This is a genomic window from Pantoea sp. BRR-3P (assembly GCF_039621635.1).
In the GTDB taxonomy this organism is placed as follows: domain Bacteria; phylum Pseudomonadota; class Gammaproteobacteria; order Enterobacterales; family Enterobacteriaceae; genus Pantoea; species Pantoea floridensis.
On sequence record NZ_CP155066.1, the window covers coordinates 2,959,031 to 2,979,903 of the forward strand.

General features: G+C 54.7%; 21 protein-coding genes and 1 other annotated feature. Of the genes, 9 read left to right on the forward strand and 12 right to left on the reverse strand.

The window, feature by feature from the left end:
* Positions 1-70: 70 nt before the first annotated feature.
* Positions 71-1,759 carry a YbaL family putative K(+) efflux transporter gene (ybaL, locus tag AAGR08_RS13800; protein ID WP_097094670.1) on the forward strand — a complete coding sequence of 563 codons (1,689 nt, stop codon included), beginning with the start codon at positions 71-73 and terminating at the stop codon, positions 1,757-1,759.
* A gap of 123 nt (positions 1,760-1,882) precedes the next feature.
* Here ybaL and AAGR08_RS13805 read toward each other — a convergent pair whose 3' ends face one another.
* The 4 genes from AAGR08_RS13805 to AAGR08_RS13820 form a co-directional block, all read right to left on the reverse strand.
* Positions 1,883-3,184 (reverse strand): inosine/guanosine kinase, encoded by a 1,302-nt coding sequence (locus AAGR08_RS13805; RefSeq protein WP_345827135.1) that lies wholly within the window; start codon positions 3,182-3,184, stop codon positions 1,883-1,885.
* Between the two features lie 58 nt (positions 3,185-3,242).
* A complete protein-coding gene (gene hemH / locus AAGR08_RS13810; RefSeq protein WP_097094672.1) occupies positions 3,243-4,202 on the reverse strand; it encodes a ferrochelatase in 960 nt (319 codons plus the stop codon).
* 120 nt (positions 4,203-4,322) lie between these two features.
* A complete protein-coding gene (gene adk / locus AAGR08_RS13815; RefSeq protein WP_097094673.1) occupies positions 4,323-4,967 on the reverse strand; it encodes an adenylate kinase in 645 nt (214 codons plus the stop codon).
* A gap of 151 nt (positions 4,968-5,118) precedes the next feature.
* Positions 5,119-5,949, reverse strand: coding sequence for a DUF6024 family protein (locus tag AAGR08_RS13820; RefSeq protein WP_345827136.1), 831 nt, complete (start codon positions 5,947-5,949; stop codon positions 5,119-5,121).
* A gap of 187 nt (positions 5,950-6,136) precedes the next feature.
* Here AAGR08_RS13820 and AAGR08_RS13825 point away from each other — a divergent pair, with 187 nt between their 5' ends.
* Positions 6,137-7,006 (forward strand): LysR substrate-binding domain-containing protein, encoded by an 870-nt coding sequence (locus AAGR08_RS13825; protein WP_097094675.1) that lies wholly within the window; start codon positions 6,137-6,139, stop codon positions 7,004-7,006.
* A 43-nt stretch (positions 7,007-7,049) separates the two neighbouring features.
* Here AAGR08_RS13825 and htpG read toward each other — a convergent pair whose 3' ends face one another.
* From htpG to AAGR08_RS13855, 6 genes are all read right to left on the reverse strand, one after another.
* Complete coding sequence (gene htpG / locus AAGR08_RS13830; protein ID WP_345827137.1) at positions 7,050-8,918, reverse strand: molecular chaperone HtpG; 1,869 nt, start codon at positions 8,916-8,918, stop codon at positions 7,050-7,052.
* Between the two features lie 105 nt (positions 8,919-9,023).
* Positions 9,024-9,629 carry a recombination mediator RecR gene (gene recR / locus AAGR08_RS13835; RefSeq protein WP_345827138.1) on the reverse strand — a complete coding sequence of 202 codons (606 nt, stop codon included), beginning with the start codon at positions 9,627-9,629 and terminating at the stop codon, positions 9,024-9,026.
* Entirely contained in the window at positions 9,629-9,958 is a 330-nt protein-coding gene (locus AAGR08_RS13840; protein ID WP_097097583.1) for a YbaB/EbfC family nucleoid-associated protein, read from the reverse strand. The genes recR and AAGR08_RS13840 overlap by 1 nt, the downstream gene beginning before the upstream one ends.
* A 50-nt stretch (positions 9,959-10,008) precedes the next feature.
* Entirely contained in the window at positions 10,009-11,994 is a 1,986-nt protein-coding gene (gene dnaX / locus AAGR08_RS13845; protein ID WP_097094678.1) for a DNA polymerase III subunit gamma/tau, read from the reverse strand.
* Positions 10,606-10,667 (reverse strand) — a sequence feature (DnaX frameshifting element). (Overlaps the previous gene by 62 nt.)
* Before the next feature lie 151 nt (positions 11,995-12,145).
* Positions 12,146-12,697, reverse strand: a complete 552-nt coding sequence (gene apt, locus AAGR08_RS13850; RefSeq protein ID WP_097094679.1) for an adenine phosphoribosyltransferase — start codon at positions 12,695-12,697, stop codon at positions 12,146-12,148.
* Between the two features lie 149 nt (positions 12,698-12,846).
* A complete protein-coding gene (locus AAGR08_RS13855; protein ID WP_345827139.1) occupies positions 12,847-13,230 on the reverse strand; it encodes a DUF454 family protein in 384 nt (127 codons plus the stop codon).
* 57 nt (positions 13,231-13,287) lie between these two features.
* On the opposite strand from AAGR08_RS13855, the gene AAGR08_RS13860 reads away from it, so the two are divergent.
* From AAGR08_RS13860 to rsmS, 3 genes are read left to right on the forward strand one after another with little or no spacing between them, the layout of a single operon-like run.
* Complete coding sequence (locus tag AAGR08_RS13860) at positions 13,288-13,800, forward strand: primosomal replication protein (RefSeq protein ID WP_345827140.1); 513 nt, start codon at positions 13,288-13,290, stop codon at positions 13,798-13,800.
* A 52-nt stretch (positions 13,801-13,852) separates the two neighbouring features.
* Entirely contained in the window at positions 13,853-14,098 is a 246-nt protein-coding gene (locus AAGR08_RS13865) for a hypothetical protein (protein ID WP_345827141.1), read from the forward strand.
* 8 nt (positions 14,099-14,106) lie between these two features.
* Complete coding sequence (gene rsmS, locus AAGR08_RS13870; RefSeq protein ID WP_097094683.1) at positions 14,107-14,265, forward strand: pleiotropic regulatory protein RsmS; 159 nt, start codon at positions 14,107-14,109, stop codon at positions 14,263-14,265.
* Here the strand turns inward: rsmS and acrR are convergent.
* Positions 14,252-14,890 carry a multidrug efflux transporter transcriptional repressor AcrR gene (acrR, locus tag AAGR08_RS13875; protein WP_097094684.1) on the reverse strand — a complete coding sequence of 213 codons (639 nt, stop codon included), beginning with the start codon at positions 14,888-14,890 and terminating at the stop codon, positions 14,252-14,254. The two genes, rsmS and acrR, sit on opposite strands and share 14 nt — an antisense overlap.
* 142 nt (positions 14,891-15,032) lie before the next feature.
* On the opposite strand from acrR, the gene AAGR08_RS13880 reads away from it, so the two are divergent.
* The 4 genes from AAGR08_RS13880 to ykgO all read left to right on the forward strand — a co-directional run bounded on the left by AAGR08_RS13880 (position 15,033) and on the right by ykgO (position 19,951).
* Positions 15,033-16,223 (forward strand): efflux RND transporter periplasmic adaptor subunit, encoded by a 1,191-nt coding sequence (locus tag AAGR08_RS13880; RefSeq protein WP_345827142.1) that lies wholly within the window; start codon positions 15,033-15,035, stop codon positions 16,221-16,223.
* Between the two features lie 17 nt (positions 16,224-16,240).
* Positions 16,241-19,390, forward strand: a complete 3,150-nt coding sequence (locus AAGR08_RS13885; RefSeq protein WP_345827143.1) for an efflux RND transporter permease subunit — start codon at positions 16,241-16,243, stop codon at positions 19,388-19,390.
* A gap of 147 nt (positions 19,391-19,537) precedes the next feature.
* The gene (locus AAGR08_RS13890) at positions 19,538-19,795 is read left to right on the forward strand and encodes a type B 50S ribosomal protein L31 (protein WP_097094687.1); all 258 of its coding nucleotides are present in this window, start codon (positions 19,538-19,540) and stop codon (positions 19,793-19,795) included.
* 15 nt (positions 19,796-19,810) lie between these two features.
* Positions 19,811-19,951: a type B 50S ribosomal protein L36 gene (gene ykgO / locus AAGR08_RS13895; RefSeq protein ID WP_345827144.1), complete on the forward strand. Its 141-nt coding sequence runs from the start codon at positions 19,811-19,813 to the stop codon at positions 19,949-19,951.
* Between the two features lie 43 nt (positions 19,952-19,994).
* On the opposite strand, the gene AAGR08_RS13900 is transcribed toward ykgO, so the two are convergent.
* Positions 19,995-20,873 (reverse strand): metal ABC transporter substrate-binding protein, encoded by an 879-nt coding sequence (locus tag AAGR08_RS13900; RefSeq protein ID WP_345827145.1) that lies wholly within the window; start codon positions 20,871-20,873, stop codon positions 19,995-19,997.

A 20,873-nucleotide genomic window follows, 5' to 3' on the forward strand; every position in this document is an offset into this window, starting at 1 on the left:
AACGCGGTTAGCGATTGTGCATTACACTAGGTTGTTACAAGCGGATACATTTGCACACAAGGAGACAGGCATGCATCACACCACACCGTTGATCACTACCATTGTCGGGGGATTGGTCCTCGCATTTCTCCTTGGTATGCTGGCAAATCGCCTGCGCATCTCACCGCTGGTCGGCTATTTATTGGCGGGCGTGCTGGCCGGCCCTTTCACACCAGGCTTTGTCGCGGATACCAATCTTGCCCCTGAACTGGCTGAACTCGGTGTGATTCTGCTGATGTTCGGCGTCGGTTTGCACTTCTCGCTCAAGGATTTGATGTCGGTAAAGTCTATCGCCATTCCCGGCGCCATCGCGCAAATCGCCGTGGCGACGCTGCTGGGAATGGGGCTTTCCTGGACGATGGGCTGGTCGTGGATGACCGGCCTGGTGTTTGGGCTGTGTCTCTCAACCGCCAGTACCGTGGTACTGCTGCGTGCGCTGGAAGAACGTCAGCTCATTGATAGCCAGCGCGGACAAATCGCCATTGGCTGGCTAATCGTTGAAGATTTGGTGATGGTGCTGACGCTGGTGCTACTGCCTGCCATCGCCGGCATGCTCGAACAGGGCAACGCCAGCCCAACGCTGCTGCTGTGGGATCTGCTGCTCACCATCGGCAAAGTGGTCGCCTTTATGGTGCTGATGATGGTGGTAGGACGTCGCGTGGTGCCGTGGATTCTGGCAAAAAGTGCCGCTACCGGTTCGCGTGAGCTGTTTACCCTTGCGGTTTTGGCGCTGGCACTCGGTATCGCCTTTGGTGCGGTCGAATTCTTTGATGTCTCCTTTGCACTCGGCGCCTTCTTTGCCGGCATGGTGCTGAACGAATCGGAACTGAGCCACCGCGCGGCACACGATACACTGCCGCTGCGCGATGCCTTCGCCGTGCTGTTCTTTGTTTCCGTTGGCATGCTGTTTGACCCGATGATTCTGATTGAACAGCCGCTGGCGGTGCTCGGCGCGCTGGCGATTATCGTCCTCGGTAAATCGATCGCCGCGTGGCTGCTGGTTACGCTACTGGGTCATTCACGCCGCACCGCCATGACCATTTCAGTGAGTCTGGCGCAGATTGGTGAATTTGCCTTTATTCTGGCCGGCCTCGGTATTTCGCTGGGTATGTTGAGCGATGAAGGCCGCAATCTGGTGCTGGCGGCGGCAATTCTCTCCATCATGCTCAACCCCATTCTGTTTACCGTGCTGGAGCGCTACCTCGATAAAACCGAGACCATGGAAGAGCAGACGCTGGAAGAAGCTATCGAAGAAGAGAAGCAGATTCCGGTGGATATCTGCAACCACGCGGTGCTGGTCGGCTATGGTCGCGTCGGCAGCCTGCTGGGGCAAAAACTGATGGATGCGGATGTGCCGCTGGTGGTGGTGGAGAATTCCCGCCCACGCGTTGAAGCGCTACGTGAGCAAGGTATTAAAGCGGTGCTGGGCAATGCGGCTCGCGTTGATACCATGGAGCTGGCGCGGCTCGACTGCGCACGCTGGCTGCTGCTGACGATTCCAAATGGGTATGAAGCGGGCGAAGTCGTTACGGCGGCGCGTGAGAAGCGTCCCGACATTGAGATTATTGCGCGTGCGCATTACGACGATGAAGTGACCTATATTATGGAGCGCGGCGCCAATCGCGTGGTGATGGGTGAACGTGAAATCGCCAATAGCATGTTGCACGTGCTGGAAGAAGAGATTGCGCAGAACCCGATTGTGCGCGAGTGCCCGATTTAAATGAGTGCGGTCATTGTTAAGATCCCCATAAATGGCGTAATGCTCGTCAGTTAAGCGTGAATCGGTCACCATGAATGGTGACCTTTTTTGTAGGGTGTGCATTCATGCGCACCGATGCCATCATCAACGATCCCAGTACGACTCTTCTAAACTGTCTTCCCGCTCCGGCAGGCCGCGCGTCAGGCGTGGTGAATGCTGGTTCAACACTTGATAACTCACCCGGTTGGCGTATTTACACACCTGTGCCAGCGAGGAATACGTCAGATAGGCTCGTCCGTGTTTGCTGGAGTTAGGCACCTTTTGGCGGTGGAAGTTGTTGGCGGTGATATCATGCAGCAGTGCCGCCAGCGCGCCATCGCCCGCGCCATTGGTGTTCATAATCTTTTCTGGTCCGCCCATGTAAGGCGCGATATGCGAGAAAATACGCAGCGGCTGGTTGCAATCCTTGTGACGCATCGCCCGACTAAATTCATATTGGTTGAACTCAGCCAACGCGCCCGGCAGCAGCGGATGGTTGGTTTTGCGCTTGAATTCCTCTTCCGTGAAGCCGGCCATGTACAAACCGGTTGGCCCAGCGGTGCACAGCACCAGATCCACCCAATCCAGCGCCATGTTCGATGCCAGCAAAGGGTCTTGCTCACCGGTTAACGCGAAAGCCTCTTCTTCATTCATCGCGACAATCGAGACGTGATCGCGCAGGAAGTCGCGCCAGAACTGCGGGTTATCCTGAATCACATATTTAGTGCCGAGCGTTAGCACCACCGGCACATTGTGTTTCTTTGCGTATTCAATAGCACGCAGCGTCGCTTCCGGCATCGGTTCGCCCGGCTGGCAGCGCACCAGATACGACGTCAGCACCAGCGCCGACGCGCCGGCAATCACCTCTTCCGGAATGTTGCTGGCGTGCAGCTGGTTCATTAAACCCGGACTGATGGCAAAGGTGCGTTCGCCCTGCTCGCCAATCAGCGTGAAGCAGCGGCCAATGGCGCCGTCCACGCCCTGCAGGAAGTTAAGATCCATGCGGCTGGACGTGTTGCACAGGTAGCGATAGGCATAGCCGCCAATCTGGATGTTGTTACACATCACGCCCAGCAGCACCGAACGATCGTCGGCGAGTACCGAGTAGTTGTGCAGCGTATTGCCGATGGTGCCACCCGCGAATTGATGGCTGATGAGCTCTTCACGCATCAGTTCGTTATAGAGTGCTTCGGCAGTCGCATCGTCAATAACCAGCGAATGGCCGGCGCTAAGGCCGTAACGCTGCAAAAAGTCATCATCGACTTTAGCTTCAATATCCACCAGCGTCTGGTCGATACCCACCACCCAGCTGCCCTCTTCCTGCTCTTGCTGCGTAGCTTGCAGCAGCGGATCTCGCGCGTTAACGGGGAAATAGTGTTTGGATTTGCGTTTGCCGGGAAATTTCATCGAGAGTGCCGTCAGGGAAAATCAGGCAGAGAATGATATCACACTCTCTGCCGCACCATTAACGGCGTGCGTTGACCAGCTGCAGCATCATTTCAATGTGCTCGGCATCATCGTTGAGCGCAGGAATGTACTCGAACTTTTCACCACCGGCATGCAGGAAGATCTCGCAGTTTTCTCCGCTGATCTCCTCTAGCGTTTCCAGGCAATCTGCAGCAAAGCCGGGGCTCATCACCTGCACATGCTTGATACCTTTCGCCGGCAAACTCTTCATGGTTTCATCGGTGTACGGCGTCAACCACGGCTCACGGCCAAAGCGCGACTGGAAGGTCATCATGATTTTATGCGGCGCAATACCTAACGCGGCCGCTAACGCAGCGGTGGTGTCTTTGCAGCGCTGCGGATAATCATCACCTTCATTGGCGAAACGCTGCGGAATGCCGTGATACGACAGCACCAGCAGATCCGGTTCGCCATGCTGCGCGAACGAGCGTTCTACCGAGGCTTTCAGGGCAGCGATATAGGCCGGGTGTTCGGCATAATCGCGAATAAAAGCCACTTCCGGCAGCGAGCGCAGCGGTTTAAAGCTCGTGGCTAACCCATCCCAAACGGCGGCTACCGTTGAGCATGAGAACTGCGGATAGAGCGGCAGCACGATCAGTTTAGTGACGCCCTGCGCCAGCAGGCGCTGCAGCGCGCTATCCAGGCTTGGCTGGCCGTAGCTCATGCCGAGCTCAACCGGCATATCCAGGCGCTGTGCCAGGGCTTCACGCTGGCGCTTGCTGAATACCATCAAGGGTGAACCTTCGTCCATCCACACGGATGCATAGAGTTTCGAGACGCGCGGCGAGCGGAACGGCAGGATGATGAAATTGAGAATCGGCCACCATAACCAACGCGGCGTATCAACCACGCGTGGATCGCCGAGAAATTGTTTTAGATAGCGCTTAACCGCAGGTGTGGTGGGTGCCTCTGGTGTACCTAAATTAACCAGTAAAACCCCGGGCTTTTCTTGCCTCATTGTATTTCCTTGATGTCGAAACGAATGGGTCAAATCAAAATCAGGGGAAATTGTAGCGGAAATCGAGGGAGGAGAAAGCAATTGCTGCAAAAGGGCCGGACAACCGGCCCTCTGGACGCCTTAGCCGAGGATCGTGGCCAACTGCGTGCTCACTTCAGCGACGGGACGCGTGCCGTCGATTTTGTGATATTCGGTATTGCCGTCTTGCGCTTCTTTGCCGTAGTAGGCAATCAGCGGTGCGGTCAGCTGATGGTATTCCACCAGACGCTTACGCACGGTCTCTTCCTGGTCATCTTTACGCGTGGTCAGCTCTTCGCCGGTCAGGTCATCTTTACCTTCCACTTTCGGTGGATTGTAGGTGACGTGATAAACGCGGCCCGATGGCGTATGCACGCGACGACCCACAATACGATCCACAATCAGCTCGTCGGGTACGGCAAACTCCAGCACGTAGTCAACTTTGATGCCCGCTTCTTTCATGGCGTCAGCCTGCGGGATGGTGCGTGGGAAGCCATCGAGCAGGAAACCGTTTTTGCAGTCTTCCTGCGCGATACGCTCTTTAACCAGCGCAATCACCAACTCGTCAGTCACCAGTTTACCGGCATCCATGATCGCTTTTGCCTGCTGGCCCAATTCGGAGCCCGCTTTCACTGCCGCACGCAGCATGTCACCCGTGGAGATTTGCGGAATACCGTATTTCTCCATGATAAATTGAGCCTGAGTGCCCTTACCTGCGCCCGGTGCTCCGAGCAGAATAATACGCATTGCGTAATTCCCCTTGCGAATCGCATTGTTCAATCTGAGAAGGCGAAGAACATACCATTATGCCCCGCGCACCACAAGGAAACGGGCGCGCTTCTGACGAAAGGTCTACTTTGACCTGCTTTGTCAGGGAATACTAGCAGAGTGCCTGTTTTTAGGAATTTCGGCTACGTATCAGCGCTTCCTTCAGTCGTGTTTTTAAGGTGTTAGTGACGTTGAGATGTTTGTTCACGCTGCCACGAACGTTAGCACGCAGACGTAAGCGCTGCGGAGAAGATAGCACCTGAATATCCTGAGGAAACGTGCTGACATTCAGCCCGATAGGTAAGGGAAAAAGGGCGAACGGCAACCCCGGTTGCTGAATTGATCGCAGCAATAGCGGGGCTTCAAGCGCGATACTTTCTACCGTTGCGATGTTGAACGGCCGCCAGTCGTCGTTCTCCATTATCGCCAGCGCTTGTTCGGCTGCGGCGCCGAAAGCAAGCCCCTGCTCAAACAACCGCAGCTCACTGCGTACCAGGGTGCTGAAATCAGCAGTACGTAAAGCGATCAGCACCAGATCGCTACACAAGGCGGCGTGTCGATCCAAACGCGTAACAAAGAGCCGCGCATCGCTGATAAGACGTTTATGCAGCTGGGTGGCAAAGGATTCTGAGGCATCCGTAACCCCCTGACTCTGGCATTCGCTCAGCGCCCGCACGCGCCCGTGCTGCATATCGATATGTTCCACCAGCGCAATGTTGCCCGCCATCATCGGCAAGGTAGGCAGCACGCTGAGTTCGCTAACCGGATAGTGCGACGCGTAGCGGGTTTGGTTACGCGCCTGTTCCTGACGCAGAAATAATTGGGAAAGCAGCACCCGGGCAATATGCAACGAGGGTGCAAAGAAGAGGTCGTAATTTTCAAGCCGGTAGTGACGGGAAAGCAAGCCGCGAAGCTTATCGCGCGCCGCCGCCGCCCTGGCAGTAGCAAGTTGTGGAGCCATCGCGTGATATTTCTCTTGTTATTGTGCTGTGTGCGGGAGGTGCAACGTGACGGCGATTTCTGGCAAAACCACAGAGAGGCTTAGCCGTCAACCGCCAGAATCTGGGGGAAAGGTTAGGCCAATGCGGCTGGACATTAAAATGATATAAACTGACAATCCCTGTTAGGTTTTTACACAGGGGACGAGTATGACCGCGCTTCCATCGTTACGTGCACTGCACTATTTCCACCAGGCGGCACTGTATTGCAGTTTTAGCGTGGCAGCCGAACGTCTGCATGTCACCCACAGCGCCATTAGCCATCAGGTGCGGCAGCTGGAGAGCTGGATGGGCAAGCCGCTGTTTGTGCGCACCAACGGACGCGTCAAATTAACCTCACACGGTGAACGTTTGCTGGTGAGCTGTCAGAAAGCCTTTAGTGAACTCTCCACCAGCTGCGAAAGTATTCGTACCGGCATGCGCCATCATCTCAGCGTCTCCTGTGCGCCCAGCTTCCTGGCGCAATGGCTGATTCCACGCATCGCCAGCTTTTATCAACGCTATCCCGATATTGAAGTGCAGTTTCAGCCGCTGGTGGACATTGACCAACTGCGCAGCGAGCACACTGACGTGCTCATTCTCAGCGCAGAGCAATCGCCGGATGAGGATATTGATGCCACTTTGATTAGCGATGATTACATCGGCCCACTATGTGCTCCGCAGTTTGCCGTGCGTTTTCGAAATGAGCAGGATCTTGCCGCGCTGCCGCTGCTGCACGCCGATACGCGGCTGCATGCGTGGGCCGAATGGGCAAAAACCAGCGGCGCGCGCGGTAATTTCTGGATCGGCAAGCACTTCGATAATTTAACGTTAGGCATTCAGGCAGCCAGAAATGGCTTAGGCGTGATTATGGCACCGCGTCTGTTGGTGCGTCAGGAGTTGAGTGACGGAACGTTGATCGCACCGTTGGGCTTTGTACGCGTAGATCGCGCGACGCTGATGATGACCAAGATATCGCGCCAGCACGATGCGGAGATAACGCTGTTTCGCGATTGGCTGCGCGATCAGGCGCAGATATAAAAAAGGTCGCCATGTGAATGGCGACCCTGCGAGTTTGGTGCGATTACGCCGTCAGCAGTTGATTCATACGACGGATAAATTGGTTCGGATCGTCCAGCGTGCCGCGTTCTGCCAGCAGCGCCTGATCCAGCAGCAGCTCAACCCACTCCGCAAAGCGCGTTTCGTCCTGCGTATCAGCCACACGTTTCACCAGCGTATGATCCGGGTTAATCTCGAAGATGTACTTCACGTCCGGCACGTCCTGACCGGCCGCAGCAAACAGCTTCGCCATCTGCGTGGTCATTTCGTTGGCATCGGTGGTAACAATCGCTGGCGTGTCGGTGAGACGATGTGTCAGACGCACCTCTTTCACGCGCTCGCCCAGCAGGGTTTTCACGCGTTCAACGAACGGCTCCAGCGCTTTCTCCGCTTCTTTCTGCTCTTCAGTCTCTTCGTCAGCCAATTTGCTCAGGGAATCATCCGCTTTGCTCACTGACTGGAAGGTTTTGCCGTCGAACTCGGTGAGGTAGCTCATCATCCATTCGTCGATACGATCGGAGAGCAGCAGCACCTCAATGCCTTTCTTACGGAACAGTTCCAGATGCGGGCTGCTCTTCGCGGCGGCATAGCTGTCAGCGGTGATGTAGTAAATCTTGTCCTGACCTTCTACCATGCGGCTCAGATAATCTTCCAGCGAAATGGTCTGCTCGGCGCCTTCACTCTGGCTGGTGGCAAAGCGCAGCAGTTTGGCGATGGTTTCCTGATTCGCGTTGTCTTCAGCCGGGCCCTCTTTCAACACCAGACCAAACTCTTTCCAGAACTGCTGATATTTTTCTGCGTCGTCTTTCGCCAGTTTTTCCAGCATCTGCAGGCTACGCTTGGTCAGCGCGCTACGCAGGCTCTGAGTGACACGGCTGTCCTGCAGGATTTCACGCGACACGTTCAGTGGCAGATCGTTAGAATCTATCAGGCCACGGACAAAGCGCAGGTAGTTCGGCATGAACTGCTCAGCGTCGTCCATGATGAAGACGCGCTGCACATAAAGTTTCAGGCCGTGCTTGCTGTCGCGGTTCCACATGTCGAACGGCGCACGCGCCGGGATGTAAAGCAGGCTGGTATATTCCTGTTTACCTTCTACACGGTTGTGGCTCCAGATCGCCGGATCGCTAAAATCATGGGCGATATGCTTGTAGAACTCGTTGTATTCGTCGTCGCTGATCTCGGACTTGTTACGCGTCCATAGCGCCTGGGCTTTGTTGATCTTCTCCCATTTGCTTTCGCCGGTTTCTTCGTCTTTGCTTTCAATTTCAACCGGCAACGCGATGTGATCGGAGTATTTGCTGATCACATTACGCACACGCCATGCATCGAGGAAATCGTCCTCGCCTTCACGGAAGTGCAGCGTGATGTCGGTGCCGCGATCGGCTTTCTCAATCTCCGCCAGCGTGTATTCACCTTCGCCGGCTGATTCCCAGAACACCGCTTCATCGGCTTTTGCGCCGGCTGCGCGGGTGCGCACGGTAACTTTATCCGCCACGATGAAGGCTGAATAGAAGCCTACGCCGAACTGGCCGATCAGCTGGCTGTCTTTCGCCTGGTCGGAACCCAGAGATTCCAGGAAGGATTTGGTACCCGATTTCGCGATGGTACCTAGGTTCTCAATCACCTCATCACGGCGCATACCGATACCGTTATCGCTAAGCGTCAGGGTGCGGTTTTCCGGATTGACCGAGATGCGCACGCGCAGCTCACCATCGCCTTCATACAGATCTGGCGTCGACAGCGCACGGAAGCGCAATTTATCGGCGGCATCTGAAGCGTTGGAAATCAGCTCGCGCAGGAAAATCTCTTTATTTGAATAGAGGGAATGGATCATCAGGTGCAGAAGTTGTTTTACCTCTGACTGGAAGCCACGCGTCTCTTGTCCTTTCATGGTCATTGCTACCTCAACTGAATCGGGGTTGATGATACGTTGAGAGAGAAATGGGGATGAAGGGCAGGATTTCAAGCCGATATCCGTGAAGACATCGGCAAGTGATTAGAAATTAATCTTATGACGTCCAGCGAGCGAGTGCGACAGCGTGGTGCCGTCCACCATTTCCAGCTCACCGCCAACCGGTACACCGTGCGCAATGCGGCTGGCATCAACGCCATATTGCCCGCACAGCTCGGCGATGTAGTTGGCCGTTGCTTCTCCTTCCACCGTGGGGTTGGTGGCGAGGATCACTTCGGTTAGGGTTTCGCGCTCCAGACGCTGCTCCAGCCGATCCAGACCAATATCCTGCGGACCAATGCCATCCAGCGGTGACAAATGGCCCATCAGCACAAAGTAGCGTCCGCCGAACTGGCCGGTTTGCTCAATGGCGTGGATATCAGCCGGGCTTTCCACTACGCAAACCTGGCCGTTTTGCTGACGGCGCGGATTGGCGCAGATGGTGCAGATCTCCTGCTCGGTGAAGGTTCGGCAATCGGCGCAGTGGCCGATTTCCGACATGGCGCGGGTCAACGCCTGCGCCAGACGCATGCCACCGCTACGATCGCGCTGCAACAGCTGAAAAGCCATGCGCTGCGCCGACTTCGGGCCAACGCCCGGCAGGCAACGCAACGACTCCATCAAAGATTCAAGCAGTGGACTGGTTTGCATTAGAACGGCATCTTGAAGCCAGGCGGCAGCTGCATGCCACTTGATACAGAGGCCATTTTCTCTTTCTGCGTTTCGTCGATACGGCGTGCAGCATCGTTAAAGGCCGCGGCGATCAGATCTTCCAGCATGTCTTTGTCATCTTCCAGCAAGCTAGGATCGACTTCAACACGACGGCAGTTGTGCGCACCGTTGATGGTAACTTTAACCAAGCCCGCGCCTGATTCACCGGTCACTTCGATCGCGGCGATCTCTTCCTGCACTTTGGCCATTTTGTCTTGCATCTGCTGGGCCTGTTTCATCAGGTTGCCCAATCCGCCTTTACCAAACATAGTTTTCTCTCTCTGCTGGGGCTGCGCGCAATCAACGCGCGGCAGCATGTTCACACCGGTCGAATACTCTCTTCATCCAAATCGGCATCGAAGAATCGACGCAATGTCTGAATATGGGTATCACTTTCGATCGACTGTCGCGCCTGCGACAGTTTCTCTTCGTAAATGGCCTGGCGCCACTCCAGTGGCGTCAATACCGTGGGATTATCGTCTTCAATAATGGTCAATTCAACCGGCTGGCCGGCAGACTGACTTAATGCTTCCGCTAAAGTTTGCTGAGCGGAAGCGGAATTCAGATGGCGCTGGCTGCTGCGCAGATGCAGCGTAATGCCTTTTTCACTCACTTCTTTCCATGCGTTGAGCGCCACTTGCTGCACCAGTTTCGGTAACGTCAGCGTGGCAATTTCCGCTGCCCACGCATCGCGTTGCTGGGCCTCTTCCGCCAGACGCAGCGCCAGCTCAGGCGTTTTCTCATGCTCCAGAGCCGAACGCAAGGCTTTTGGCGTCGCTACCGGCTCTGGTTTTACCTCGGTCGGCAGCTGCGTTTTCCAGCGGTAGGCTTCCGGTTTAGCCGGCGCTTTTACCGTGGACTCAGAGGCGCGCTGCTGTACACGTTCGGTGACGTTCGCGAGACGTTCCAGCGCCGGATTCGCCGGCCGCGCGGAACGCGCTGCCGGCTCACTCTTTTTTGCTTTACCGGCTCCCTGACGCAGCAACTGCGTTCGCGCCTGTAACAGCTGGCTGGTGGAATCGGGTAACGGATCGGGCGCTGTTTGCATGTCAGGATAATCATCCGAAACTGGCGGCGCCTCGTTAACGGGTGGTGCCATTTGTGGCTGTGCAGCCTGCGCAGATGGCGCTTTGGCTGCCGCAGGTGCAGGTGCAGCAGCAACCTGCGGCGCGCTTTGTGGCGTTAATACCGGACGGGCGACGGGCTCAGCAATCGTCGCCTGCGGATGGAATGCCAATGCGCGCAGCAGCGTCATTTCCACGCCCAGGCGACGATCCGGTGCCAGCGGCAGATCTTTTCGCCCCATCAATAGCGTTTGGTAATAGAGTTGTACATCGGCCGGTGGCAGCACGCGCGCTAACTCACGCAGGCGATCGGCCTGGCTGAGATCATCCTCGCTAAGCGAGCTCGGCAACAGCTGCACCATCGCAATGCGGTGTAGCAAACGCAGCATTTCCACCAGCAGCGCTTCCCACTCCACACCGCGCGACGCCGCCTGATTCAGCAGCGCCATCACCTGTTCGCCTTGCCCCTCCACCAGCGCTTCAATCAGCGCCAGCGGCTGCTCATCGTCCAGCGTGCCAAGCATCTGCGCTACGGTATCACGCGTGACGCTGCCCTGCCCCATGGCGATAGCCTGATCGGTCAGGCTGAGCGCATCACGCATGCTGCCATCAGCGGCGCGGGCCAGCAGATGCAGCGCGCGCGGTTCGGCAGCGATGTGCTCCTGCTCTAACACATGCGCCAGCTGCTGCTGAATTTGCTCGACATCGAGCGCTTTAAGATGGAATTGCAGGCAGCGTGACAGAATCGTCACCGGCAGCTTTTGCGGATCGGTGGTCGCCAGCAGGAATTTAACGTGTGATGGCGGCTCTTCCAGCGTTTTTAGCAGCGCGTTGAAGCTGTGGCGCGACAGCATGTGCACTTCATCGATCAGGTAAACCTTGAAGCGACCACGCGCCGGCGCGTACTGCACGTTATCGAGCAGATCGCGCGTATCTTCAACTTTGGTGCGCGATGCAGCATCAATCTCAATCAGATCGACAAAACGGCCCTGCTCAATCTCACGGCAGTTATCGCATTGTCCGCAGGGTGTTGCGGTTATGCCGGTTTCACAGTTTAGGCCCTTGGCCAGCAGACGGGCGATCGAGGTTTTCCCTACGCCGCGGGTGCCGGAAAAGAGATAAGCATGATGGATTCGTCCCAGTGACAATCCGTTGGCCAGCGCAGTCAGCACATGTTCCTGACCGACTACGTCAGCGAAAGCCTGGGGACGCCATTTTCGCGCAAGTACCTGATAGCTCATGTGGATTCAATCACTGGATTTTAAGGAGAAGGGAGAAGATGCAGCTTCGCAAACCCTGTTTATTTTGGCAGTAGTTTAACAGCCACAACCGGATCAGCAACCGATAACTTTACGGAGGTTGCGCCCCGCCACACAGCGGAGCGCACAGGCCTTAGTGGCCGGGGAAATTCACCAGGCTATAGCATTTGACGCCCATGGCGGTCAGACGGGCTTCGCCGGTCAGATCGAACAGATTAATCACGAAGGCGGCATCTTGCACTTCACCACCGGCGCGGCGGATCAGTTTCACCGTGGCTTCAATGGTGCCGCCGGTTGCCAGCAGATCGTCGACGACCAGCACCACGTCACCTGGCTTGATCGCATCTTTGTGCAGCTCCAGCGCGTCGGTACCGTATTCCAGCTCATAACTTTCACTAAAGGTGGCACGCGGCAGTTTGCCAGGTTTACGCACCGGCACAAAACCCACGCCCAACCCCAGCGCCACTGGCGCACCAAACAGGAAGCCGCGCGCTTCCGTTCCCACCACCTTGGTGATGCCCTTGTCACGATAACGCTCAACCAGAATGGCGATCGACGCGGCGTAAGCCTGCGGATCTTCCATCAGACTGGTGACGTCACGGAAAAGAATGCCCGGCTTCGGATAGTCAGGAATGCTTTTGATGCTGTTTTTGATGAGTTCAAGCTGCTGCGCAGTTGCGGTCATAAATGTTACGCCTGGAGAAAATATCTAATACGCGCGACTTCTCAAGCGCCAAAAACCGGAAACCGGGTTAAGCGAAGAGGTTTATAAGGGAAGCCACGCACGAAGATGCCCAAATCTATGCAAATACCTCGCTAAATGCAACCCTAACGCTAAGGTTGCGGCGGGTTGTCATTCTCGTCCACCACCGGGATTCGCCACATAAACAGCAGCAGCAGGCACAGCATCACGCCTAACAGGATGCGCACCCACAGCAGGTTCACCAGATAAATGGACACCGAAAAGGTAATCACAATCAGCAATATGGCGCGTCCTTTAGCGCCGGGCGGCATAGCATGATGCTGCTGCCAGTGGCGAATAAAGCGGCCAAATGGCGATCGCCATAGCAGCCAGTCATGAAAGCGCGGCGACGAGCGCGCAAAACACCAAGCCGCCAGCAACACAAATGGCGTTGTAGGTAATAAAGGTAATACAATGCCGAGCGTACCTAGCACAATCGCCAGCCAGCCAAGGCTCAGTAGTAAAATACGCTGCATGCCGGATGCCTGAAAGAGTCAAAACAGCGTTACGTTAACACAGTCGGAAACCGAGTGATGCCCCAACCATCCGCACAACAGCGCCTTGGCGCGACACTGGATTTATTACGCCAGCAGATTGCGCAGCAGCCGGATGGTGCCTGTCGTCAGCCACGCTTTGATTCACAACTGTTTCGCACCTCCGGCACACGCCTGGCGGATTATCTCCTCGAACTGGAAGGCAATGTCGCGCAGTTAACCGCTGCTAATACTGATGTGGCACGGCGCCAATGGCTGGCGGATAAAGTGCTGGATCAAATCGCCGCGTTGCAGCGGGAGTGTCAGAGCCAACAGCTGCGCGTGCAGCGCGAGCGTCCACGTATCGATTCACGTCAAAAAAAGCGTGAAGAGTACCAAGGCTACGAGCAGCGATTGCTGGCAATGATTCAGCAACGCGAACAGCATCTGGCACGTGCTGAAACCCTGAGCGTTCAGCAACAACTGATGCGAGAAGTCGATCAGCTGCAAGAGCGGCTGGCGCGCTGCCGCGCTGCTATCTATAAACTGGCGCTGCCATCTACGCCACGCTAAACGCGACGCATTTTCCTCTATACTCCTTTTAGTCAGAAAGAGGAGAAAAATCATGACGCTGGTTTTTTGGATGGTGATTGGATTAGCCGCAGGTTGGCTAAAGCGGGTGATTTTTCCCGGTCGTCCGGGGGGGTTTGTGCCCACGCTGGTGCTGGCGGTGATTGGTGCGCTGATTGGCGGCTACATTGCTACCTACTTTACCACCGGCGATCTGGCAAGCTTAGCCCCCGCTGGTTTCGCCTCGGCACTCGCTGGCGCCCTCTTTATGCTGCTGGTCGCGGCAAAATTACGTATTTAGGAGAAACAATGTCACTGGATAGCGCACCAGACGAAATTAAGCTTGCCGTCGATCTGATTCAATTGCTTGAAGAGAATCACGTCCCCACCACCACCGTGCTGGCGGCATTAGCGATAGTTCAACGTGATTATGAGCAAAAAAAAGCGGCGGAGGTTAAGGCTGACTAATCAGCGTTGGGCTCAGGCGCAGCATATCCAGGAACGCATCCACCAGCTGTGGCGCATCTGCAGCTAAATCAAAGCTTTGTGGATTGAATAACCAGCTTTCCATCATGCCATTAATATAGCCACGCATCAGTAGCGCAGCTTGACGTGTATTAAGGCCGGCAGGTAATTTGCCAGCTTCAATACAAAGGCGAAGTACGTTTTCAATTCGATCGTAACACTCTTGCAGTAAGCTCTGCTGCATATCCTGTAACGTGGACATTTCGCCAACAAACTCACATTTATGAAAGATAATCTCCATTAATGCGCGTCTTTGCGGATCCTTTGCTGTGGCGTCAAGGATATAGATCAACATCGAGCGAACAACAGAAAGTGGATCGCCGGGGTATTTTGTCTGATACTCAAGTTCCACATCGTCCAGACCAGCGTCACAACGTAGCCAGATCTCATGTAAAAGATCGGCTTTGTTTTTGAAATGCCAGTAGATAGCACCGCGCGTGACGCCGGCCGCTGCTGCGATATCCGCCAGAGACGTGGCGGCCACACCGTGTTTTGAAAAGTGTGTCAATGCGGCGTCAAGAATTTGATGCCGTGTTTCAAGAGCTTGCGCTTTGGTTTTTCGTGCCATAAAGGGCTTTTTTTACAAACTTGTAAGTTTACATACATTTGTGAATGTATGTACCATAGCACGACCCGTGTTTTAACGCAGCAATGGGTTTATCGGTTTGTGATCCATTGATCATTTGATATCGGACACTAGAGGTTTATTTATGAATAAAAACAGAGGATTAGCGCCTCTGGCGGCCGTCCTGATGCTTTCAGGCAGCTTTTTGTTAACAGGATGTGATGATAATAAATCCCAGCAAGCCGCCCAGCAGCAGCCCCCAGAAGTGGGTGTTGTCACGTTAAAAAACGAACCATTGAAAATTACTACCGAGCTGCCGGGCCGTACCTCGGCTTTTCGCGTTGCTGAAGTTCGCCCTCAGGTGTCAGGTATTATCCTTAAACGCAATTTTGTGGAAGGAAGTGACGTCAAAGCCGGTCAATCGCTGTATCAGATTGATCCCGCCACCTATCAGGCAGCATACGACAGTGCCAAAGCGGATTTAGCGCAGGCAGAAGCCAATGCCCGCGTTGCGCAGTTAACCATTACGCGTTACAAGCCGCTGCTGGGTACTAAGTACATCAGTCAGCAGGATTATGACAACGCAGCAGGTACAGCAGCACAAACTGCTGCCGCTGCACAGGCTGCACGTGCCAACGTTGAAACTGCACGCATCAATCTGGCGTATACCAAAGTGACCTCGCCTATCAGCGGTCGTATTGGTAAATCATCAGTGACCGAAGGTGCGTTGGTTTCCAATGGGCAAACCACTGCGCTGGCGACCGTGCAACAGCTCGATCCTATGTATGTCGATGTGACCCAATCCAGTGATGATTTCCTGCGTTTGCGCGCAGAGCTGGAATCCGGTCAGCTGAAACAGAACGACGGTAAGGCCAACGTCACCCTGCTGATGCAAAACGGTAGCGCATACGCTCAGACAGGCACATTGGAATTCTCTGATGTGAGCGTCGATGAAACCACCGGTTCGATTACCCTGCGCGCCATCTTCCCGAATCCGGACAACCGCCTGCTGCCAGGCATGTTTGTTCGCGCTCGTCTGGATGAAGGCACCAACCCAACGGCACTGCTGGTACCGCAACAGGGCGTAACGCGCTCTCCAACCGGTCAGGCAACAGCGTTGGTGGTTGGCGCGGATAATAAAGTGGAATCTCGTAACATCACCGCTAATCAGGCATTTGGTAACAAGTGGCTGGTCACGGACGGTCTGAAAGAAGGCGATCGGGTGATTACCACCGGTATCCAGCGTGCCAAACCGGGTGCGCAGGTGACGCCACAAGAAGTCTCCGACGATGCCAAAGCTGCACCAGAATCACCGTCTGCTAAATCATCGTCATAAACAGGAGCCACTGATACATGGCTAAGTTCTTTATTGATCGCCCCATTTTTGCGTGGGTGCTCGCCATCATCATTATGCTGGCCGGCTTGCTGTCGATTATCAGCCTACCGATTGAGCAATATCCCAATGTTGCGCCACCGGCAGTTGAAATCCAGGCGACCTACCCAGGTGCTGATGCGAAGACGCTGCAGGATTCGGTAACCCAGGTTATCGAGCAAAACATGAACGGGATTGATGGCCTGATGTATATGGCCTCAAGCAGTGACTCGTCGGGTACGTTGACGCTGACGCTGACTTTCCAATCCGGTACTGATGCCGATATCGCGCAGGTTCAGGTACAAAACAAACTGCAGCTGGCAATGCCATTACTGCCGCAGGAAGTACAGCAACAGGGTATTCAGGTTAAAAAATCCTCCAGCAGCTTCTTGATGGTGGCCGGCTTTGTGAGCGATGACGACAACATGACGCAGAATGACATCTCTGACTATGTTGCCTCTAACATCAAAGACCCGATTAGCCGTACGCCCGGCGTAGGTGATACTCAGGTGTTTGGTGCCCAGTATGCGATGCGTATCTGGCTGGATCCGCACAAGCTGAACAACTATCAGCTGACGCCAGTAGATGTCATTAATGCACTGAAAATTCAGAACACCCAGGTTGCAGCGGGCCAGTTGGGCGGAACACCGCCGGTACCAGGCCAACAGCTTAACGCCTCGATTATTGCGCAAACCCGTCTGACATCGACAGACGAGTTCGGCAATATCATGCTGAAAGTGAATCAGGATGGTTCGCAGGTGCGTCTGCGTGACGTGGCGAAGATTGAACTGGGTGGTGAAAACTACGAGATCATCGCACGTTATAACGGCAAACCGGCTTCCGGTATCGGTATCAAACTGGCAACCGGCGCGAATGCACTGGATACTGCGGATGCCGTAAAAGCGGAACTGGCTAAACTGCAGCCGTTCTTCCCGTCAGGCATGAAAACCGTTTATCCGTACGACACTACGCCGTTCGTTAAAATTTCGATTTTCGAAGTGGTGAAAACGCTGTTCGAAGCGATCGTGCTGGTGTTCCTGGTGATGTATCTGTTCCTGCAGAACTTCCGTGCAACGCTGATTCCAACTATTGCCGTTCCGGTGGTCTTGCTCGGTACCTTTGCGGTTATCAGCGCCTTTGGCTATTCGATAAACACCCTGACGATGTTCGGGATGGTGCTCGCCATCGGCCTGCTGGTGGATGACGCCATCGTGGTGGTAGAGAACGTCGAACGTGTTATGGCCGAAGAGGGTTTACCGCCTAAAGAAGCCACGAAACGTTCGATGGAGCAGATTCAGGGCGCACTGGTGGGTATCGCACTGGTTCTGTCTGCGGTATTTATTCCGATGGCCTTCTTCGGCGGTTCAACCGGCGTAATCTATCGCCAGTTCTCGATCACCATCGTTTCTGCGATGGCGCTGTCGGTACTGGTGGCGTTGATCCTGACGCCAGCGCTGTGTGCCACCCTGCTGAAGCCGGTGGCAAAAGGTAACCACGGTAAAACCACCGGTTTCTTCGGTTGGTTCAACCGGCTGTTCGATAAGAGCACCAACCACTACGTGGATAGTGTTGGCCATATCGTGCGTAGTACCGGTCGCTACCTGCTGATTTATCTGGTTATTGTCGTCGGTATGGCCTACCTGTTCCTGAAACTGCCTACCTCGTTCCTGCCGGAAGAGGATCAGGGGCTGTTACTGGCACAGGCACAGCTACCCGCCGGTGCAACTCAGGAACGTACGCAGAAAGTACTGGATCAGGTAAGTGACTACTTCCTGACCAAAGAGAAAGACAGCGTTAACTCGGTGTTTACTGTTAACGGCTTCGGCTTCGCCGGTCGTGGTCAGAACACCGGTATCGCGTTTGTTAGCCTTAAGCCGTGGGATGAGCGTGGCGATGCCAACCTGAAAGTGCCTGCGATTGCCGGACGTGCTATGCAGGCGCTCGGACAGATCAAAGATGCAATGGTGTTCCCGTTCAACCTGCCGGCGATTATCGAATTGGGTAACGCCACTGGCTTCGACTTCATGTTGACCGATCAGGGTAACCTGGGTCACGAGAAGCTGACTGCCGCGCGTAACCAGCTGTTTGGCATGATTGCCCAGCATCCGGATACGCTGGTGGGCGTACGTCCAAACGGTATGGAAGATACGCCGCAGTACAAACTGATCATCGATCAGGAAAAAGCGCAGGCGTTGGGTGTGTCGCTGTCTGACATCAATACCTCGCTGGGCGCGGCCTGGGGTGGTTCCTACGTCAACGACTTCATCGACCGCGGTCGCGTGAAGAAAGTTTACGTCATGGGCCAGGCCGATTCGCGTATGTTGCCGGACGATATCAGCAAATGGTATGTGCGCAACGGCACTGGCACCATGGTTCCATTCTCGGCCTTCGCATCGGCGAAATGGCAATATGGTTCGCCACGCCTTGAGCGTTACAACGGCTTGCCGTCAATGGAGATTCTTGGCCAGGCTGCGCCAGGCAAGAGCTCCGGTGATGCCATGAACCTGATGGAACAGCTGGCAGGAAAACTGCCTGCGGGCATCGGATACGACTGGACGGGTATGTCCTACCAGGAACGCTTGTCCGGCAACCAGGCGCCGGCGCTGTATGCCATCTCGCTGATCGTGGTGTTCCTGTGTCTGGCGGCCCTGTATGAGAGCTGGTCGATTCCGTTCTCAGTAATGTTGGTGGTACCGCTGGGTGTTGTTGGTGCACTTCTGTTTACCACACTGCGCGGCTTGAGCAACGACGTCTACTTTGTGGTGGGCTTGTTGACCACCATAGGATTGTCGGCGAAGAACGCCATCCTGATCGTTGAATTCGCTAAGGATTTGATGGAGAAGGAGGGCAAGGGGTTGGTTGAATCAACGCTGGAAGCATCACGTATGCGTCTGCGTCCGATTTTGATGACCTCACTCGCCTTCATCCTCGGCGTAATGCCGCTGGCGATCAGTACTGGCGCAGGTTCTGGTGCGCAGAATGCGGTAGGTACTGGCGTTATGGGCGGGATGGTAACCGCGACAGCGCTGGCTATCTTCTTCGTTCCGGTGTTCTTCGTGGTGGTGCGCCGCCGCTTCAGCAAGAATAAATCTGAGCTGGAGCAGGGTCATCCGGTGGAACATAAGCACTAAGTTTTACCCTTCTCTAAAAGGCCGCTGATGCGGCCTTTTTTATTGTTATCTCCTCCCCCTTAGAATCCCTGTATTTAACACGGTTGCAATCGACATCCTTCAGGTTCATACTATTGTTATATTATAACATTACATAACGAGGTCATTATGAAACCGAATATTCATCCCCATTACCGTCCTGTTGTGTTCCACGACACCTCAGCTAACGAGTACTTTAAGGTCGGTTCTACTATCAAAACTGAACGGACTATTGAGTATGAAGGTGAAGTGCTGCCCTACGTGACGCTGGATGTCTCTTCTAAATCTCATGTGTTCTACACCGGCAAGCAGAAAGATTTCGCCAAAGAAGGCAGTACCGCACGTTTCAACCAGCGTTTTGGCAGCTTTCTTACGCGCAACAAGTAACACGGGAGATGAGGCATGCAGGTATTGAGTTCATTGCGGTCTGCTAAGACTCGCCATAAAGATTGCAAAGTCGTGCGGCGCAAAGGTCGCGTTTATGTCATTTGTAAAACGAATCCGCGCTTTAAGGCGGTTCAGGGAAGAAAGAAAAAAAGGTAGGAAAGTGTCGTGATAATTGGCCGGGATGCTCCCCGGCCTTTTTTTATTGCATGCTATGCAGTATAGCGTCAACGTTGTGTTTGAATGCCGCAACGTAGGTTGCAGCAGGGCCATTAGCCTCAGACAACGCTTCCGGATAGAGTTCCCCGCCCGGCTGCGCACCGGTTTCGCTGGCAATCTGTTTCACCAAACGTGGATCGGTCTGGTTCTCCATAAAGTAGGTGTTGATGTGCTCAGCCTTCAGCTGTTTGATGATTGAGGCCACATCGCTGGCACTGGCTTCTGCTTCGGTAGAGAATCCAACCGGCGCGAGGAAGCTTACGCCATAACGCTGGCCGAAATAGCCGAAGGCATCATGGCTGGTTAGCACCTTACGCTTACTTTTCGGCACTTTATTAAAGGCAGTTTTCGCCCAGCTATCTAATTTCTGCAGCTGCTGAATGTAGCTTTCACCGCTTTTACGGATATCCGCCGCATCTTCAGGATCCGCTTTGATGAGTGCATTCATCACATTCGTGGCGTAAATCACACCGTTTTGCATACTGTTCCAGGCGTGCGGATCGGTGACGCTTTTACCGTCCTCTTCCATCTTGCGTCTATTCACTCCATTCGATGCCACCACAATCGTGCCTTTGTAGCCTGACGCGCTAATTAGGCGATCCATCCACCCTTCCATCCCTAAACCGCTGACAAACACCACATCAGCCTTTGACAGCGCCTGGCTATCCTGCGGCGTAGGTTCAAAGGTGTGTGGATCGCCGTTAGGCCCCACCAGAGACTTCACATTGACGTGCTCGCCGCCAACCTGCTTAACGATATCTGCCAGCACGGTAAAACTGGCGACAACATCGACGCTTTTAGCCAGCGTCAGTGGGCTTACCAGCATTACACCAATCGCCAGACTCAGCGGTAACTTCTTCAT